Source organism: uncultured Roseibium sp. (genome assembly GCF_947494555.1).
GTDB lineage: Bacteria > Pseudomonadota > Alphaproteobacteria > Rhizobiales > Stappiaceae > Roseibium.
The window spans coordinates 713473-731558 of the sequence record NZ_CANLVF010000002.1 but is presented as its reverse complement, the minus strand read 5'-3'; the positions used below and the strand labels follow the sequence as shown (position 1 = coordinate 731558).

Here is an 18086-nt window from a genome sequence, read left to right as displayed (position 1 = left end):
CTTATTTGAGCCTTTCCAGGCGCGAATGCGGGTAGACTTCATCCAGCTCGCGCTTCATCGCACCGAATATCTCCGGCAGGATTTCCGACGTTTTTTTGCTTTCGTCGACATAGACGTATTTCATGCTCGGATACCAGGGCGGCGACGACTGGCCGAGCAATAGCGGTGGCTCAACCGGTCCGAAGCGTACACACGGCACTCCCAGAATTCCTGCCATGTCCGCCACACTCGTGTTTGCCGAAACGACCAGGTCGCAGATGGCGGTCAGATCTGCCGCTGCACACAGATCGTCAAAGAGATCAACGTCCTCAAAATAGGTGAAGCGTCCGTTTGCTTTCGCCGACAGAAAATCCAGCTCTTTTTGGATGGCCATGTATTGCAGGTTCAGATAGATCGCGTCTACCGCTTCGATGACCGGAGCGAAATCGGGTGCTGAAAGATAGTATCTTGCGCGATATTTCTGCAGATTTTTCGATCTCCATGCGACGCCAATGATAGGTTTTTCGTCCGCATCGGGGATCCGGGCGAGGAAGCTGCGTGCCCTGTCCTTGTCGAAGCTGTAAGCGGGTGACTTGGCCTTCCGGAATTGGTCAAGATCTGTTCTTAAGAACCGCGCAATATCGGTGATGTTTGCGGTAACGTCATAGTCGACCGGAGCATCTGTGTCGTCGGGCCGTTTGATCCGGAACTCCATATCGGGAAAAGACTTTTTGTAAAGTGGAACGGCCTTTTCCGATAACTCGACGATGATCTTCCGGGCCAGAGCACTGAGATCCGGGAGCATTGTTCCGCATTTCAGTGCATCGCCGAGCCCTTGGTCGCCCCAGACGAGCACCGTCTTGTCGCTTATATCCTCACCGTCCCATTCGGGAACGCTGAATTCCCGGCTCTGAGAGCTGGACATCTTGTCGGCGAACCGGGCGCGGTGCGTGGCCCAGCCATTGATCAGATCGCCCGTTGAGAGATAAGACAGCGACAGGTTCCAGTCGATCCCGGCGGCTCCTTCGGGCGCGAGTTTCTTTGCTTTCAGGAACGTCTCGATTGCCTCGTGACCTCTGCCGAGCATCAGATAGTGCACGGCGAGGGTGACAAGCCGGTGGAAATCCCGCGGATTGTCTTCAACGGCTTCCTCGGCAAAGGTGACCCCGACATGCGTCTGCGAAATCGAGAAAAGCAGTCTGGCCGCCTCGTGCTTGAGATCTGCATTTTTCGGAAATCGACGAAGTGCCTCGGTCAATTCTTCGCGCGAGACATCATAATCCTTCAATTCCTGCCGGCAGCGCGAACGCTCGATATAGTTTTGCGGATTGTCGGGTGTGAGCTGAATAGCTTTTTGGAAAAAGACCAGCGCCTTTGGGTAGTCCTTGTTCTGGCGCAGCAAAATGCCGTAGTTCCGGTAAACATCGCCAAAATCCGGGTATGCCACGATCAGACGCTGGAAGATTGCTTCTGCTTCCTCGCTCTGCTCAAGCCGCGTCAGCGCAATGCCTTTGATGTTCAAGGCCTCCTTTTCATGCGGGTTTAGCGACAGGGCCTTTTCAGAAACAGCAAGCAGACTCCCGGGATCGGTGCCGATGTCCATCATTGCCCGGGCAAGATTGGCATAGAAAGGTGCCTGGTTGGCGTTCGCGCCTATGGCCTTTTGAATGAATTCCACCGCGCGTTTGGGATAGCCGAGTTGCCGGTAGGTAACGCCAAGGAGGTGAAGTGCATCGGCGTTGTTCGGAACCTTCTTCAGAACCTGCTTGTAGCAGCGCTGCGCTTTTTCGATTTCGCCGGACTTTTGATAGGAAAGTCCCTTCATCATTTTTTCGCGTAGCGGATTTGCCGCCGTTTGCGTCGCCATAGTCGCTCAATCCCTTTGGAATCACCCCCTCAAGCATATCAGCCGGCTGTCGACTTGAGCATGTCTGCGTTGGCAGCCCTGCGAATCCCTTGGGGATAGTCTGCCGAAGCGGCTGATTTTTCTCTTTGCAGAAAAGAGCGGGGCGCAAGGCTTGCAGAGCTTGTTGAATACGCCGACACCGATGCAACCTTAGAAGAGCTGCCAATGAAGGATGTAACCGGCAGCAGGAAGAGAAATGGCGCTGGAAGATGAAATGGATACTTCAGGAATTTGAGGACGCCACAAAGCTGGCGGCAGCACTTGATCGTCTTGGCCTTGAATATTCCTGGCACAAGGTCGTGCCGTTTGTCGGAGACCTCGTACCTGAGCCTGTGGTTACCAACAAGGATCGCATCGTTCTCTTCGGGTCTTATTCTCTCTGGAAATTCGCAAGCGCGTGCGGATACAAACCCGGTGTCTGCAAGCTGCGGCCTTTCGTTTACGAAAAGGTTTGGCACCCTCATTTGCTCAATGGTGCAGATGCACGTTTCGTTACGCTCAAGGACGTCCCGACAGTTCTCGAGGACAACGAAACAGAATGGTTCCTTCGACCGGTTGACGATAGTAAGGAAGAGCCTGGTAACGTTAAAACAGAGCGGGAAATCAGATCATTAGCAGAAAAAATTCTTGGATTGCATGAAACGGAAATTCCAGTCGGATCGCTCCGTCACGATACGCTTCTGATGCTGACACAACCGGTTCGCATTCTCAAGGAGTGGCGGCTTTGGGTTGTCGGCGGTGAGGTCGTCACCTATTCGCTGTACAAGGAAGGCGGCAGGGTCGTTTACCGGCATGAGATTGACGACGATGCGCTGGCGTTTGCTCAGCACATGGCGGAACTCAATCCGGACTACTCACCCGCCTATGTGATTGATGTCTGTCGCACCGCGGAGGGGCTGAAGCTGCTTGAAACCAATTGCATAAACGCAGCGGGATTTTACGAGGCGGATCTGGTCAGATTGGCAGCCGCAATTGATGCGCTTGGTTGTTAGACAATAGTCCGTATTAGTTGGCGGACGTTGCCAGTCAACTTGAGATGTCGAGTTGCTGAGGATCGGTGAAATCCCTCGCGCTTAGATCTTTTTGGTTAAATATCTTCGCATGGCAGACAATCTCCAACGAATTAGGTCCGATTGTGCTCAGAAGTACGGTAAATTTGTTTGTGATCTAACTGTTGTTCTGTTCTCAGAAATAGATTTTCTGTTTGGTCAGGAGCCGAAATCGAGAATTTAGCGACGGTTTTCGCAAAATATTGATCTAAATCGCCGAAAAATTAGCGAGAAATGACTTTACGTAAGACGAATTGCATGCGCATATTAACAATGCGTTAACTGTCATGGAAATTTTTATCATGTTTAAGAAGGTGTTTGGGGCCGCGTTTCTTGCGGTGATGATAACTGGGTCGGCGAGCGCTATGTCGGTCGGGTACACGGAGGGTGTTCGAAACCTGGTTGCCGGAACAAGTCCAACCATTCCGACGGATTCGTCCTCAGGTCCTCCTGGCTTTGACCTGGGAACATTGGGCTTCGGTGCAACGGAATTTAGTCAGATCAACATCCACGGACGAATTGTCGGTGCGACGGATTTCTTCAGCTTCTCAGCCAATTCCCGCTTCAGGGTTGAATTCATCTTTGGAGATATCGCACTCGACAACGGTGGAACGATCACCGGCGGCTTCGTTCAGGAAGGTGGAACGGGGAATAGTTCAAATTTTGTTCTCGATCTTAGCGGCGCAAGCCAGTCGATGGTGTTCAGCACAAATATTACGGGTGGCAATCCGTTGATTTTCAATGGAATAGCAGGTTCTCCCTACACGTTCTCTGTTCAAAACGGGCCGAACAACAATCCGAGTGCAGCTGCGACCTACGACATTCGGCTGACCGCGGTGCCTATCCCTGCAGCTCTGCCGCTTCTCGTAGGTGGCTTGGGCCTTCTTGGCTACATGGGATACCGTCGCAAGGAGACGACAGCCTAAACATTCCTCAACAAGGAAACGTTCCAGCCCGTCAGGCCTTGGTCTGGCGGGCTTTCCATTTCAAGTGTAGCAAAAGTCTGCAGCGCTTGTGCGCTCGCTCGGTGTACTCAAGATCTTTTGTTTGGCTATTCGAAAGGAGAAGCGAGAAAGCGCCGTCTGACCCTTTCCAACGCAATCAGCGAACAATAGAAAATGGTGGGCGATACTGGGATTGAACCAGTGACCCCTCCCGTGTGAAGGGAGTGCTCTCCCGCTGAGCTAATCGCCCATTCAGCTGGATGGTGCGTGCCTAAAAGAGACTTATGGCAAAGGCAAGAATTTTTGGCCTGACGCACGTGCTTTTATTCCCACAATAGCCGCAATTTTCAAAGACGCTCCGACATTGAATTTAATTTGGAGCCTGTTTCATGATTTTGCGTTTTTCCGCAATTGCCATTTGTTCCACATTCCTGACATCGGCTGCTTTGCCATCTGCCGCTTTGGCCGAGGAAAGTGGCCCGATCACAAGCATCACGCTGTCGTCCGGTGGCCTTGCGGAGATTGTCCGCAAGGCCGACATCGACAGCAGCGGCGAAATCGCCATGACGGTGCCGCTGGAGCAGGTCAACGACATCCTGAAAAGCATCGTGGTCTATGACGAGGCAGGCGTTGTCGAAGGGCTGTCATTACCCGGACCGAATCCGTTGGGTGAAACTTTCAAGAACCTGCCGTTTACAGCGAACGACCTCCAGTCACCGGTGACCCTGCTGTCCCGTCTTCAAGGGACACAGGTACAATTGGAAAAAGAGGGAACAGTTGTTGAAGGGCTCGTTATGGGTGTCAGCATCCTGAACAGGGGCGACGAGGGACAGATCGGTGTCGCATCAATCCTGAGCGAGGGAAGTATCGTGAGCGTCGATCTGGAGGCGGACACTGTTGTGCGCTTCATGGATCCTGAAATCCGCGAGAAGGTTGCCAAAGCGCTGTCGGCAGTCGGCAGTGGAAAGTCCGACGGGGCCCGGACCGTAACTCTCAAGATTGCGGGAGAGGGCGAACGTGAGGTTGCCGTGTCGTATGTTGTACCGACACCGATCTGGAAGACGGCCTACAGGGTCGTTATGTTGCCGGATGACGAGGCTCGCCTTCAGGCGTGGGCCGTTTTGGAAAATGCCAGCGGCGAGGACTGGGAAGGCGTCAGTGTCACGTTGTCGTCCGGCGCGCCGGTGACCTTGAAGCAGCGCCTGCACGATCTTTATTGGCGGCAACGTCCGGAAGTTGCGGTTGATGTCGCCGGCGGCTACGTGCCTCGGGTAGACAGCGGCGCGACCCCTTCAATGGGGGCAGGGACGTTGATGGAAGAGGCGAGAGTGAAACGCGCAGAGGTCGCCAGGAACGGTGTCCAGGCGTTGTTTGCAGCGCCGTCTGCGCCAGCGTCGGCCGCGCCCATGGACGCGGAAATGGCAGCTGCTCAGGTGGGGCAGGCCGAAGAAGGTGCGGTGACAGCCTTCTTTGCGTTGCCGGAAACGGTTGATCTTGAAAACGGCGAGACCCTGTCTGCACCGATTGTCGACGCTGTCGTTTCAGCCGAGTCCGTTTCCGTGTTCCAGCCGGAAAGCGGCAGTGAGCACCCGGTCGCCGCAATCATGATCCGCAACGAGACCGATACCAGCCTGCCGAAAGGCATCCTCACGGTCTATGATCGCAAGGAAGGCTATGTCGGTGACGCGCAAATCAGTGGCATGCCGGCTGGGGAACTTCGCTTGGCGAGCTTTGCAACGGACCGGAAAGTCACCGTCACGAGCGAAACAGAGCCTACGCAGGAGATTACTTCGGTCAAGGTAAACCGTGGTCTTCTAACTGTGAACGTGACGGAAAGATCGGCAACGCTTTACACCATCAAAGGAGCGCCGGACGACGGAAGGAACGTGATCATCGAACATCCGCGTCGAGAGAGCTGGCGTTTCTCATCGCCGCAGTATCTGGATTCAACCAATACCCATCATCGCTTGAAGGTGTTTGTCCCTGAAGGAGAAATCGCCGCCGCAATGATTGAAATGGAGCGTTCCATCGAAGAGCGGTATACTCTCTTGAACACAGATCACGAGAGCCTCTTGAACCTCGTACGCCGTATCCCAGACAGGGAGAGCGCAGACAAGTTGCGAGCACTTGCGAGCCTTCAGGCTGAACGCGTGCGCATTAGGACCGGCATTCAACGCGCAGCGCGCAGCAAAGCTGAAGAGGTTGAGGACCAACAGCGTCACCGCGCCAATCTGTCTGCATTGTCTGCGGGTTCTGATCTCTACAAGCGTTCGCTTGCAAAACTGGACGCTTCAGAGAACCGGATCGAGGAACTGGACCGGGCGGTCGAAGCGCTGGAAGCCCAATATGTGGAGCTGGGCGAACAACTGGCGGAAGCGATCCGGAAGTTCTGACGGTGCGTTGGAAGCGTAACGGCGCTGACAGAAGCATCAGCGATGGTTTGCGACAGATGGTCCGGACATCACATCGGCAATCGCGTCTGCCAGTTCATCGAAGTGCGAGATCACCTTGTCCGGGCCGAGTTCAGTGACCGGAACGGGTGTATAGCCGAAATCAACCGCAATGACGGGTATGCCTGCGTTGCGGGCGGCATCTATGTCAGTGCCGCTGTCGCCAATCATGATCGATCCGCGGACCTTACCTCCGGCGCGGTTTATCGCCCCGTGCAGAGGATCTTTATGCGGCTTGGAAACCGGGTAGGTATCGCCGCCGACGACGGCGTCGAAATACTGTGCGAGATCGAGGACTTCGAGCAGCGGCAGCGTTAGCTTTTCCGCCTTGTTGGTACACACCGCCAGCTTCCAGCCTTCGCCGCGCAGCCTTTCAAGCGTGGCAACGACGCCTTCGAACGCGCGCGTATGGACCGCAATGTTGGCGGCATAGTAGTCGAGGAACTGGTGAAAGAGCGGCTCGACCAATTCGTCTGTCCATTCGATCTGGTTGAATTCCAGGCCGCGCTGGATCAGGACCTTCGCACCCATTCCAACCATATGGGAGACATTCTCCTCGGGAACCGCATTGTGCCCGTTTGCCGTGAGCACCGCATTTAAGGCTGCGACAAGATCCTCCATGGAAGACACAAGAGTGCCATCCAGGTCAAAGACAAGAACGGTCATGGAATCCTCATGGGCAGTTCAGGAAACGCTTGCCTAGCCGGAACTGCGTTCAACGGCAAGGCCGGGTGGCCGGGACCGGTTCTGAAACGACTTGTTTAAAGCTTGTAAGCCGTTCTGAACCCGCCCCAATGACGGCCCTGGACAAGAATTGGTGCGTCTACTTCCTTCATCCACACAATGTTTCCGCCGCCCATGTCGCGCGCGTAGGACTGGATCAGGAAAGGTCGCGTATTCCGCGCCGCGCTCAAGCCCGCACGGTCGTCAAAAATCCGTTTGTTTCTGCAGTTGGCCGTGTTCCAGACAGGATCATCGGGACGCTGTGGATTGGAGAAGACGAGATTGTGAACGGGAAGATAGCCGTTTCTGTCGACCGAGGCGCAAAAGGCCATCCCGTGGGGTTTGCCCGATGCCAGAATATCTTCCTGAATATCGGGAAGGATTGTTTCCAGGTGGCGAAGCGCTTTTGTCGAGACCTGGAGGGGATTTGTTCCTGCAATCGGCTGATAGCCGGTATCGAACAGATCGTCCGAATTCAATGTGTGGCGGGCAACAAGCTCCTCCATCGCATTTGCGATCCTCAAGGCGCCAGATTGCGCGCACTCAACTTCTCTTGAATAGCTTTCGTGTATCGAGGCGATCTTACGATGCAGGGCGTTCTCGAAGGCCTGATCCGGATCGACGAAACAGCAGTGAAATCCGTTTTCCGACACAGCCACGAGGCGTGCTGATGTCTTTCCCAGGCCGCTCAGGTCAAGCTGGACCGTTTCGTTTTGCCGGAGCCCGACATTTTCCGCAGCCTTGAAGAGCAGCCCACCTTCGGAGATGTCCAGTGTTTCGCCGCGTGCCGACACGCCACTTCCGGAGATCGATCCTGCGAGCTTCACCGGCAATCTGTCGTGTTGACGCCTGTTGCCGAGGCCCGTTTGCCGGATCATCATTGTAAAGCGGCTTTGAAGCGACTTGGTCGCCTCGCTCATCTGGGATCCGGTTTCACGCGCACGCGTTCCACCTTCCTCCGCCGAAACAGCGCTCTCCGTTATGGCCTGCGCCTTATGAACGACTTCTTGGGCGAACTCGGCAGTCTTGTTGGCCTGCTCACCTATCAGATTGGTCGTGTCCACCTGCGACCGGACGGCATCTTCCACAGCGGAAAAACTTGGCCGTATCTTGCCGATCACGTCGATAATCTGGTTGACCGACCCAAGACTGTGCTCCGCAGACAGGTTCAGCTTTTCGATATTTGCAACGATCTGTTCCGTCGCGGATTGTGTTTCAACGGACAGGGCCTTGACCTCGTTTGCGACAACAGAGAAGCCCCTTCCGGCTTCTCCGGCTCTGGCCGCTTCGATCGTCGCATTCAGTGCAAGAAGGTTCGTCTGCTTTGCAATGTCTGAGATGAGGCTCACGACATTCGCGATATCGTCGATTGCGCTTTTGAGTTCCAGAACGCCATCGTTGGCCTGGTCCGCTATTTCCCGCGCCTCGTCTGCCAGCTTGTTGGAAACTTCGACCTGCGATCCGATTTCACCGCTTGAGGCAGAAAGCTCCTGGATTGAGGTTGCAAGGCTGGAGGCATTTTCATCGGCGATCGATGACTGATCGGACAAAGACTGGGTGTCGCTTCGGATCTTTTCCAGGGTCTGCATCTGACCAGCGAGGCGGTCCTGAACCTTGTCTGCGGCAACGTTTATCGTCTTGGCAGCAACCTGGAGGTCGTCTTCAAGGCTGTCGAGCACGAACTCCAGCTGGTCGGAGGCCTGGGGCATCGTATCTTGTGAGCCACCTGGCTCACTTTCCTCCACAAAGGTCTGGGACGGAGTGATCGACTGGTCTTGGCGGTTTTGCTTGCGACGAAATAATTTCATGTTTGGCCAGGCTTTTCTAAGCTCATGAAGTCGGCAAAACATCGCAAATCAATCTAAAGTCATGGTTAATGAAATCACACTTTGGCGCAGCCGCGTCGGTTTCTGCCTTGATGTCGGCAATGCCACTGGACCCATGCTTGCCGCGCATGTTAAGCACGCCGCGGCAAAGAAAGACAAAAGACTGTCACCCACGCTCTCGGGTGCCGGGCGAGGGAAACAGTGGTGAGCGACGATTTTAAGAAACAAGCAGCTGAACGCGCGGCAGAAGACGTCTTGCCGGGAATGCGGTTGGGAATCGGAACCGGGTCGACTGCAGAATTTTTCGTGCATGCGCTTGCTCAGCGGGTGAGGGGCGGCCTGGATGTTATCGGCGTTGCGACGTCCGAACGAACCCACACGCTTGCGGCTGATCTCGGGATCCAACTGACCACGCTTGAGAATCTCCCCGAGCTTGATCTTACAATCGACGGTGCAGACGAGCTGGATGCGCAACTGACCCTGATCAAGGGCGGCGGCGGCGCGCTTTTGCGCGAGAAAATCGTTGCCTCAGCGTCCGGTCGGATGATTGTGATCGCCGACAGCAGCAAGGAAGTCGCCACGCTTGGCAGATTTCCACTTCCGATCGAAGTCGTGCCTTTCGGTCTGAAAACGACAACAAACGCAATCTCACAGGTCCTTGGTGAGTTCGATCTGCCACAGAAACTGGTTTTGAGGGGCGGCGTTGCGACGCCTTTTGTCACCGATGGCGGACATTACATCCTTGATGCCCACCTTGAGGCCATAACTCAGGCACAATCTCTGGCTACCCGGCTCGTTGAGATACCTGGTGTCGTTGAACACGGCCTTTTCATCGGACTAGCAACAAAGGCTTACGTAGCAGGTACGAATGGGGTAAAGACCGTTTTACCTGTTTGATTGTTTGGATTTGGCGTCTACACACTGTCTGACAGCCGCCGAGGAGTAGAAAATGACACTTATGAAAGCGTTGCCGCGGGCCGCTGTTATTGGCGCAGTCTTCAGTGCCACAGCATTTTTCACAAGCGCGTCGATTGCGCAGGACGAGATTGCCGAGAGCCACCTAGCCGCGGCCAAGCGCGTTGCAGAAGTTACCAAGGTTCTGGAGCCGTTTGACGATATCCTGCCGATCCTTGCCGAGCAGACCCGAACCGCGTTCATTCAGGCTGAACCGGCACGTGCAGAAGAGATCATTGAAGTGACCCAGGAAGTCGCTCTGCAACTCGCGCCGACCCGGGTTGATCTGAACAGTTTGGTTTACCAGGCGTGGGCAAAGAACTTTACTGAAGACGAGTTGAATGAGCTCGCAGTTTTTTACCAGACAGATCTGGGGCAAAAGCTGACCAGCACTCTGCCGGTTGTTACCCAGCTTTCCGTCGGCGCGGCCCGCGAGTGGCAGGACAAGCTTTCCACTGACATGGTGACCATGGTTCAGCAGGAGCTGCAAAAGCGAAATCAGCCGCAGTGAACAGCTTGTCTGACGCATCATACACAGAGATTTGATGCTGGCTTTTTGCCGGAGATTGGGTCGCAATCGCGGCCCAATTTGGTTTGGTGAGCCCGGTTTTCTGCAGGGCTGACTTGCATTCACCCGCGTCATGTCTTGTACGATGAAATGCATCGCCTATCTGGGGCAGGCTGGGAACGCGCTGCATATGGGCAGGCGACGTTAACAAGAGGCAGACATGAGCGACTACGACTACGACCTATTTGTAATTGGCGGCGGATCGGGCGGCGTCCGGGCTGCGCGCATTGCCGCGACCCATGGTGCCCGCGTTGGAATTGCCGAAGAGTACAGATACGGCGGGACATGTGTCATTCGCGGATGTGTTCCCAAAAAGCTGTTTGTCTATGCCTCCAAGTTCTCAGAGGAATTCGAGGACGCGGAAGGGTTTGGCTGGTCCGTTGGAGAGCGCAGTTTTTCGTGGGAAAAGCTGATCGCTGCCAAGGATCAGGAAATCACGCGCCTGGAAGGTCTCTACCGTCGCAACCTTGAACGGACAAACGTTGAAGTACATGACAGCCGTGCGGTGATCGAAGACCCGCATACGGTGCGTCTGCTGTCGACCGGACAGACCGTAAGCGCCAAATACATCCTGGTCGCTGTCGGAGCGTCACCCAATGTCGACAACAGCGTGCCGGGCATGGAGCACGTGATCACCTCGAACGAAGCCTTCCACATGGCAGAGCTTCCTTCCAAGATCATTGTCGCAGGCGGTGGCTATATTGCGGTTGAATTTGCCGGCATCTTCAATGGTCTCGGGGTCGACACCACGCTGATTTATCGCGGCGAGGAGATCCTGCGTGGATTCGACATGGATCTGCGCACGACGGTTCGTCAGGAAATGGAGAAGAAAGGCATCAAGGTCGTCCTGGGCGATACCTTCTCCAGCATTGAAAAACGAAGCGACGGGTCGTTGATCGGTCATACAAAGAGCGGAAAGACGCTGGAAGCGGACAAAATCATGTTCGCTATCGGCCGCAATCCGCACACCAAGGATCTTGGACTGGAAAAGGCAGGCGTCGAAACCGATCGGATCGGTGCGATCAAGGTGAGCGCTGACTCGAAGACGAACGTTGATTCGATCTACGCCGTTGGAGATGTAACCAACCGTGCAAATCTCACACCGGTCGCAATCCGCGAAGGCCATGCGTTTGCAGATACCGTCTTCGGAAACAAGTCCTGGAGTGTCGATCACAGCCTTATTGCGACTGCGGTTTTCTCACAGCCCGAGATGGGAACGGTTGGCCTGACGCAAGAGCAGGCCCTGGAGCAAACTCCAAATCTCGATATCTACAAGTCCAGCTTCCGGCCGATGAAACACACTCTATCCGGCCGCGACGAAAAAATGCTGATGAAGATGATCGTGGATGCGGACACACAGAAGGTTCTGGGTGTGCATGTTGTCGGGCCGGATGCGGGTGAACTTGCCCAGATCCTGGGAGTTACACTGCAGATGGGAGCCACAAAGGCTGATTTCGACAGGACCATCGCAGTGCATCCGACAGCTGCTGAGGAACTGGTCACGATGCGTGAGCCGAGCGAACAACTGCGCGGATAGGCCGGGAAAGCCGATAGAGGCGAATAGCCCCTTAAGCTGATTTTGCGGAACGAAGCCCGGCGTGTTCGCGCACCGGCCCCGGGGCCACTGCGGTGTTGCGGTGCCCACCCTGGAGTGTGTCGGCAAAAAATGAGTATCGGCTTCTGCCGAGATCCTTGGATTGGTAAAGCGCAGCGTCGGACTGGCCCACAAGTTGTTCCGGCTTGGAGCTGTCTTGAGGCGCGCGCGCGATACCGATGCTGAGCCCGACGCATGCCTCGTGTTCCCCCGGGAGCGTGACTGGAGCCTGAGCGGATGCGATAAGTGCATCACAAAGCGATTGCAGCCGGACTTTCGAGGTGTCCTTCCGGTAAATTATCATGAACTCGTCGCCGCCAATACGGCACACCAGCCCCTGGCGGCCGATCGTCTCCTGCAATCGCGATGCTATGGCCTTGATCACCGCGTCTCCGGCTGCATGTCCCAACGTGTCGTTGACCTCTTTGAACTTGTCCAGATCGCAATGAAGAACAGCAAATTGTTTTTCCGGAAGTTCCTTGACCGAGCCGTCCAGCACCCGGTTGAACAATAGTCTGTTGCCAAGGCCGGAAAGCGTGTCGTGAAGCGCAAGATAGCGGTTTTGCTGTTCACTGGCTTGAAGCGAACTTGTCAGGCGTCCGATGCGCCATGCAATTCCGAATGCAAGCGCGCCAAGCGCGACACTGAGGATGGCGATCACGGGTATGATCGTAGGCCAGATCGATGTGGTGGCGGACCCGCTTTCCCAGTGAAACGCGCCCATGAGAGTTCCTGATTGACTTCGTACTGCTCGGAACGGGCCGTCGAGAGGGGGAGCAGCCGTTTCCTGAAATTTGAATGCGGTGAAGTCAGGCTGAGAATTCAGTTGTTGTGTGAGTTCGCTGTCAATGTAGCGGGCCGACATCAGGATCGTTGGCGGTCCGTCGGGCAGTTTGGTCTCGTAACGGTCCGGGATCACGGGCATGGCACCAAACATCACCGGTCTTCCGTCCAGGCGGGCAAACCCCATTGAAGCATAGTCTGCTGGCTTCACATCATGGAGTGAGCGGTGTCCGAAACCGCCGGGAACCCGAACACGGTTGAGCATATATTTCGAAGTCAGCTGCCGGACAATCACCTCCAGCTCCGGAGTCTCGGCAAGCGGACGGCTGACTATGTGGGTATAGTCTTCGAATGACTCTGCAAGAACGGTGTTGTTTCCGGAAATCAGGATGATCTTGTCATGGCCGTAGTCGGTCCAGAGCACGTCGAAGCTCTGCCTTGCATAGGCCGGATCCAAAGTGTGCACCAGGTTTTCGACAGAAAGATCCGAGGAGGTGATCCTGAGCTGTTCGCGTACAAGAGCGCGCAATTCGTCGGTGAGGACACTTTCAAACAATCGTTCCTCATTCGCGATCGTCTGCTGATTGGACGCGCGCGTCGCAATGAAGCCGACGAAAAGCAAGGATACCGATGTGACCGCAATGAGAAGCGCTGCAAGCATGAAGGCAAGCCGCGAAATATGCTGCTTTGCCTGTTTGGGAGCCTGATCGCTGTATCTTCTGCGAAATTCGGTCAAGTTGCAGTCTCTTAAGATGCTACGTAAAGTTATTTTAAGTCATTCGAGATTCTATACAGTGTAAAATGAAAGGAATTAATAAGACGTGGCGATGGTGTTCGCGAAGATGAATTATTAGTGATAGACGCGAGGCATTTTTATTTAAATATTGTAAGTCTTGCCTAATTCGGGCGCTATCTCGACGCTTGAAGGTTATTTCGCGGCGGTGCGTCTTGAATAGGTCTGGTCGGAATGCGCGGCGCCGGATCTTGCTTCCAGATAAAGTGGTGCGGCAAACTCGATCGCATTGCGACCGTTCTCTTTGGCCCGGTAAAGAGCCATGTCGGCCATCCGGATAAGGTCCTTGTCATTCAGACCGCACTCAGGGGCAGTCGCGATGCCGATGCTAACACCAACCTCAACGTTCTCGCCGTGACCGACCTCTATGGGAGCTGACATGGATTCTTGGAGCTGATCGGCGAGATCTTCCAGTTCCTGAAGGCTGGAATAGGCCGTCAGGAGCACGATGAACTCATCACCGCCGATCCGGCAGACGACCGCGTCCTTGCCGAAATGGGTCTGAAATCTCGCGGCGACCTGGCACAAAACCTTGTCACCGGCTTCGTGCCCGTAAGTATCGTTTATTGGTTTGAAACGATCCAGGTCACAGGTGAACAGGGCAAACCCTTTTTCAGGGAGACTGTCGATCGAATAGGCGAGACGGTCGGAAAAGTGGTGACGGTTCGGCAGTCCCGTCAATGCATCGTGGTTCGCAAAGTGATGATTTTTGCGTTCGCTTTCTTCAAGCGAATTCGACAGGCGGCTGATCCTCGCTGCGGCAGCGAAGGCGATAACCGAAATGATCACTGTCATCAGCAAAATAAGCGGCAGAGCCATGAGCCAGATATGCAGACCGGGCTTGGCCTGATCCCAGCTGAAATAGCCGAGGACCGATCCATCCGCAGCCCAGATGAGGTGATTTGTCGGATGCATATTGGCAGGTTCACCGACTTGGAATGTCAGATCCCGGTAGTTAAGCGTTTCGTTGAGTTCTGAAACGAGGAAGTCGTCGAAGTAAACCGCGTTGACCAGGACAGCCGGATACTCACCGGTGAGCCTTACGCGTCCATAGTCAGGCAATATCGGCACGGCGACAAGAAGAGCCGGCTTGCCGTCGATCGTCGCAAAGGCGGAATTGGAGACATCAAGCAAGACCGATTGCGGCAAGTACCACTCGGCGAAACCGGAATTCGATTGACGTTTTCTGGCTTCGAAGCTTTCCCGTGTCCGTTGCGCCAACTCTCGGATGACCGGATCCGCCGGCGTCATCCGCTCTGGAAATCGCACATTGTCTTCAAGAGCTTGTGCGACCAGATCGCCGCTCGTGGAAACGATGAATGTTCGCTCCAGATCGAACTGCTCCCAAATCTCAGCGATGAACTGGCCTTCGATGAAATCCCGGTCCAGCGGACGCTGCAGCGCCATAAAGGTCTCGTCCCATTGCGCTATGTCCGTCTGATCCATCGCAATGAGGCGCTGGTAGGAATTCATCGCGCTGGTGAAACGAAGTTTGTCGCCTTCAAGCGAGCGTCTGTCGGCCTCTCTCCAGGCCAGATGGGCAATGAAGGTAAGCGAGGCTGTTGATAAAACGATCAGCAATACGGCCAGGCCGAAGATCCAGATCTTGATCTGCCGTCCCGTCGTTGCACGGCTCGTGGCCGCAACATACGACTGTCCCATGTCTGCGTCGTTTCCCAGCAAAGCTGACACCCCCTTCAATCTGGTAATTCGAATACCAGATGAAGCTTAACGCAGCGTGCTCCGCCCTCTTGTTCTCGCGAAAAATCACTCCGATTTGCCGAGAGCCTTAACGAAACGTTCTATTTCGTCTTCTGTATTGAACGCATGCAAGGAGGCGCGCACGACTGCGTCCAGGCCGCGGTGCGGCAGATCGATCTGCGCAGAGGTTGCGCTGCTGACCGAGACGTTTATGCCGGCTTTCGACAATCGCAGCTGGGTCTCGCCAGGCGCTTCGCCGTCGACTGTAAACGTAACGATCCCGCCCTTGCGCGCGCCTTTGTCGTGCAGCGTTACATCTGAGAGTGCTGAGAGTTCGGTCCTAAGCTGTGCCGCGAGCGCACAGATCCGGTTTCCGATCCGCTCCATTCCAAATCCGATGGCGTAGGTGACGGCAACGCCAAGTCCGATCTGGCCAGCCACATAGCGCTCCCACGTTTCGAACCTCTGGGCATGCGGCACGAGCTCATAGGTGTTGTCGTCCAGCCAGTTCGCTGATTGCAGATCAACAAAAGGCGGATCCAGCTGATCCAGGATCTGATCGCTGACATACAAAAAACCGGTCCCCCGCGGACCGCGGAGATACTTGCGGCCTGTTCCGGACAGCATGTCACAGCCGATTGCGTTGACGTTGAGCGGGATGTGTCCTGCCGACTGACACGCGTCGAGGAGATAAAGAATTTTCTTGGACCGGGCGATTTCACCGACATCCTCTGCCGGGTTGATCAGGCCCGAAAATGTTGGAATGTGGGTGAGGGCGATCAGACGCGTCCTGGCAGTGATGGCGCTGTTCAGTGCCTTCAGATCGATCTGGCCGTCGGCATCATCTTCGACAACATCGATTTCTACCCCCTTGCGCTTTTTCATTTGCAGGAAGGCAACATAGTTCGAAACATACTCGGCCCGCCCGGTGACGATGCGGTCGCCCTCCCGAAAATCAACTCCGTAAAACGCCATGTCCCAGGCACGCGTTGCGTTTTCGACGTAGGCAATCTCGTGTGGTTTGCTGCCGATCAGTGCTGCGAGCGCCGAGTAAAAGGTATCAAGGCTCGATTTTGCCCTGGCCGCAGCTTCATAGCCGCCCAGATTGGCTTCCGCTTCCAGATGACCAATGACGGCATTGAGAACGGGCTTTAGGGCCAGTCCGGTTCCGGCATTGTTAAAGTGGATGAGCTCCCCTAAACCGGGTGTATCTTCTCTTAATACCGCAACATCATGCCGGGAAAGGGACGGGACGATCATGGCAACCTTCGGCTCCGTGTTATTGGCAGTCCGCAAATCAAAGACCTGCGCTCAATGACGATCACATATTTTGGTTATGGCTCCCTCGTCAATCTTGACACGCTGCCGCCGAAAGCGGACGCGACACCTGGCAGGCTCAAAGGCTGGGTGCGCGAGTGGCGTGTTTGCGGTGAAGGAAGCGAGGGTCAGGGCCGATGCGCTCTCAGTATCCGCGAAGATCCGGGGAAGGAGATCTGGGGTGTCATGGTGCGTGAACCCCGCACCGGGCTCGAAGAGCTTGAGCGCCGCGAAAAAAGATATCGCAAGGTCGGTTCGCTCGGCGTTTCGTTCCGATGCGACACGGCGCAGGACGAGGGGCCGGGAGACCTTTTTGTCTTTGTGGCCGCGCCTGAGCATTACCGGTGGGGAACCGAAACCCACCCGATACTGCAGAGTTACCTCGACTGCGTGCTGGCCGGTTTCTATCGCTTGTGGGGCAAAGACGGCATCGAGCATTTTCTGGAGACAACAGAGGGATGGCATGTACCCGTTCTCAAGGACAGGCACGCGCCGGTCTATCCAAGAGCCGTCACGCTTGATGAACAGGTGCGCGATGCGATCGACATGGCGACGAAATCCCATGGCTTGAACTTTATCGGGCCACGCTGAAACGCTATCGCATAAGGTCTCATCAAACACTTATTCCACGCAGGAGGTAACCCGCGAGATAGGCAATTGCGGCCGCCGAAAGTCCAATTCCCGTCGTTTCGAACGCCGAATACAGCCAGCCCTTTGTCGACCAGCGTGACTTGATCGAACCAATCAGGAAAAAAGCGAGTGCGGTAAGAATTGTCGTATAGACCGCGGATGATCTGAAGCCAAAGACAAACGGCAAAAGCGGGAGACTGCCGCAGAAGACGAAGGCGGCAAACGTCGCGCATGCCGCTTTGAGCGGTGAGCGTGTGCTTGCTGTGAGACCGTACTCCGCCTGCATCATTGTTTCGAGCCACGTCGCCCGGTTGGACGTGACAAGGCGCACCAGGTCGTCAAGGTCGTCGCCTTCATATCCCTTGGCCCTGAAAATCTGCCTGATTTCTTCCCTTTCGCCTTCTGGCGCAAGGCAGATGTGCTTTTCCTCGATGGCCAGAAGGCGGGCATAGGCCTCATCTTCAGATTTCGAGCCGCTGTAATTCGCCGCTGCCATAGAAAAGCCGTCTGCGAGAAGATTTGCCACCCCAAGAACAAGGATGATATTGGGCGTCAGCGACGCGCCAACAGCGCCTGCAACGATAGCGAACGTGGTAACAGCGCCATCAATGCCGCCGTAGATCCAGTCGCGCAGGTAACTGGCTTTGGGCCTTACAGAAAGTCTGGACGCGATTTCGTCGGGCCGGTGACTGTGCTCCAAAACGGGAACGGGCATTTGTCTGTCCTGGTCTATCGAACAGACAGCGTGAGCGGTAAGAACGAATGGAGCCATGATCAAAGTCAACGTGCTTGGGCATGAACAAGGCGCTTCGGCAAGATGTTGTGCCACGATAGGCGCGAATTTGGCTGATTTACCCTGTGGCGTTAGC

The 18086-nt window shown here is 55.2% G+C and carries 14 protein-coding genes and 1 tRNA gene; 7 read left to right on the top strand and 8 right to left on the bottom strand.

The window, feature by feature from the left end:
• Position 1: 1 nt before the first annotated feature.
• Positions 2-1846 carry a tetratricopeptide repeat protein gene (locus tag Q0915_RS11830; RefSeq protein ID WP_299471643.1) on the bottom strand — a complete coding sequence of 615 codons (1845 nt, stop codon included), beginning with the start codon at positions 1844-1846 and terminating at the stop codon, positions 2-4.
• 248 nt (positions 1847-2094) lie between these two features.
• On the opposite strand from Q0915_RS11830, the gene Q0915_RS11825 reads away from it, so the two are divergent.
• A complete protein-coding gene (locus Q0915_RS11825; protein ID WP_299471641.1) occupies positions 2095-2877 on the top strand; it encodes an ATP-grasp domain-containing protein in 783 nt (260 codons plus the stop codon).
• A 359-nt stretch (positions 2878-3236) separates the two neighbouring features.
• Positions 3237-3860 (top strand): hypothetical protein, encoded by a 624-nt coding sequence (locus tag Q0915_RS11820; protein WP_299471639.1) that lies wholly within the window; start codon positions 3237-3239, stop codon positions 3858-3860.
• A gap of 193 nt (positions 3861-4053) precedes the next feature.
• On the opposite strand, the gene Q0915_RS11815 is transcribed toward Q0915_RS11820, so the two are convergent.
• Positions 4054-4128: transfer RNA gene (locus Q0915_RS11815), tRNA-Val, on the bottom strand.
• Between the two features lie 139 nt (positions 4129-4267).
• Between Q0915_RS11815 and Q0915_RS11810 the strand changes: the two genes are divergently transcribed.
• On the top strand, positions 4268-6271 hold the full coding sequence (locus Q0915_RS11810; RefSeq protein ID WP_299471637.1) for a DUF4139 domain-containing protein: 2004 nt from the start codon (positions 4268-4270) through the stop codon (positions 6269-6271).
• A gap of 36 nt (positions 6272-6307) precedes the next feature.
• Here the strand turns inward: Q0915_RS11810 and gph are convergent, their stop codons facing one another.
• Together gph and Q0915_RS11800 are read right to left on the bottom strand one after the other, a co-directional pair.
• The gene (gene gph, locus Q0915_RS11805) at positions 6308-6994 is read right to left on the bottom strand and encodes a phosphoglycolate phosphatase (RefSeq protein ID WP_299471635.1); all 687 of its coding nucleotides are present in this window, start codon (positions 6992-6994) and stop codon (positions 6308-6310) included.
• 95 nt (positions 6995-7089) lie between these two features.
• Positions 7090-8760, bottom strand: a complete 1671-nt coding sequence (locus Q0915_RS11800) for a methyl-accepting chemotaxis protein (RefSeq protein WP_299471633.1) — start codon at positions 8758-8760, stop codon at positions 7090-7092.
• Between the two features lie 321 nt (positions 8761-9081).
• Here Q0915_RS11800 and rpiA point away from each other — a divergent pair, with 321 nt between their 5' ends.
• From rpiA to gor, 3 genes are all read left to right on the top strand, one after another.
• Positions 9082-9774: a ribose-5-phosphate isomerase RpiA gene (gene rpiA, locus Q0915_RS11795; protein WP_299471631.1), complete on the top strand. Its 693-nt coding sequence runs from the start codon at positions 9082-9084 to the stop codon at positions 9772-9774.
• A gap of 52 nt (positions 9775-9826) precedes the next feature.
• Positions 9827-10342: a DUF2059 domain-containing protein gene (locus Q0915_RS11790; protein ID WP_299471629.1), complete on the top strand. Its 516-nt coding sequence runs from the start codon at positions 9827-9829 to the stop codon at positions 10340-10342.
• A gap of 217 nt (positions 10343-10559) precedes the next feature.
• Entirely contained in the window at positions 10560-11936 is a 1377-nt protein-coding gene (gor, locus tag Q0915_RS11785; RefSeq protein ID WP_299471627.1) for a glutathione-disulfide reductase, read from the top strand.
• A gap of 31 nt (positions 11937-11967) precedes the next feature.
• Here the strand turns inward: gor and Q0915_RS11780 are convergent, their stop codons facing one another.
• The 3 genes from Q0915_RS11780 to Q0915_RS11770 form a co-directional block, all read right to left on the bottom strand.
• Positions 11968-13512 (bottom strand): diguanylate cyclase, encoded by a 1545-nt coding sequence (locus Q0915_RS11780; RefSeq protein WP_299471625.1) that lies wholly within the window; start codon positions 13510-13512, stop codon positions 11968-11970.
• A gap of 192 nt (positions 13513-13704) precedes the next feature.
• On the bottom strand, positions 13705-15231 hold the full coding sequence (locus Q0915_RS11775) for a diguanylate cyclase (RefSeq protein WP_299471623.1): 1527 nt from the start codon (positions 15229-15231) through the stop codon (positions 13705-13707).
• Between the two features lie 105 nt (positions 15232-15336).
• The gene (locus tag Q0915_RS11770) at positions 15337-16530 is read right to left on the bottom strand and encodes an aminotransferase class V-fold PLP-dependent enzyme (protein WP_299471622.1); all 1194 of its coding nucleotides are present in this window, start codon (positions 16528-16530) and stop codon (positions 15337-15339) included.
• 54 nt (positions 16531-16584) lie between these two features.
• Between Q0915_RS11770 and Q0915_RS11765 the strand changes: the two genes are divergently transcribed.
• The gene (locus tag Q0915_RS11765; protein ID WP_299471620.1) at positions 16585-17178 is read left to right on the top strand and encodes a gamma-glutamylcyclotransferase family protein; all 594 of its coding nucleotides are present in this window, start codon (positions 16585-16587) and stop codon (positions 17176-17178) included.
• A 22-nt stretch (positions 17179-17200) separates the two neighbouring features.
• On the opposite strand, the gene Q0915_RS11760 is transcribed toward Q0915_RS11765, so the two are convergent.
• Positions 17201-17932, bottom strand: a complete 732-nt coding sequence (locus Q0915_RS11760) for a VIT1/CCC1 transporter family protein (RefSeq protein WP_299471618.1) — start codon at positions 17930-17932, stop codon at positions 17201-17203.
• Between the last annotated feature and the right edge of the window lie 154 nt (positions 17933-18086).

Bases quoted from the DNA above. Each gene is read 5' to 3' on its own strand.
- Q0915_RS11810 (WP_299471637.1), top strand. From the start codon at position 4,268: ATGATTTTGCGTTTTTCCGCAATTGCCATTTGTTCCACATTCCTGACA.
- Q0915_RS11830 (WP_299471643.1), bottom strand. From the start codon at position 1,846: ATGGCGACGCAAACGGCGGCAAATCCGCTACGCGAAAAAATGATGAAG.
- Q0915_RS11790 (WP_299471629.1), top strand. From the start codon at position 9,827: ATGACACTTATGAAAGCGTTGCCGCGGGCCGCTGTTATTGGCGCAGTC.
- Q0915_RS11820 (WP_299471639.1), top strand. From the start codon at position 3,237: ATGTTTAAGAAGGTGTTTGGGGCCGCGTTTCTTGCGGTGATGATAACT.
- Q0915_RS11770 (WP_299471622.1), bottom strand. From the start codon at position 16,530: ATGATCGTCCCGTCCCTTTCCCGGCATGATGTTGCGGTATTAAGAGAA.
- gor (WP_299471627.1), top strand. From the start codon at position 10,560: ATGAGCGACTACGACTACGACCTATTTGTAATTGGCGGCGGATCGGGC.
- Q0915_RS11800 (WP_299471633.1), bottom strand. From the start codon at position 8,760: ATGCCCCAGGCCTCCGACCAGCTGGAGTTCGTGCTCGACAGCCTTGAA.
- gph (WP_299471635.1), bottom strand. From the start codon at position 6,994: ATGACCGTTCTTGTCTTTGACCTGGATGGCACTCTTGTGTCTTCCATG.
- Q0915_RS11765 (WP_299471620.1), top strand. From the start codon at position 16,585: ATGACGATCACATATTTTGGTTATGGCTCCCTCGTCAATCTTGACACG.
- Q0915_RS11825 (WP_299471641.1), top strand. From the start codon at position 2,095: ATGAAATGGATACTTCAGGAATTTGAGGACGCCACAAAGCTGGCGGCA.
- Q0915_RS11760 (WP_299471618.1), bottom strand. From the start codon at position 17,932: ATGCCCGTTCCCGTTTTGGAGCACAGTCACCGGCCCGACGAAATCGCG.
- Q0915_RS11775 (WP_299471623.1), bottom strand. From the start codon at position 15,231: ATGGGACAGTCGTATGTTGCGGCCACGAGCCGTGCAACGACGGGACGG.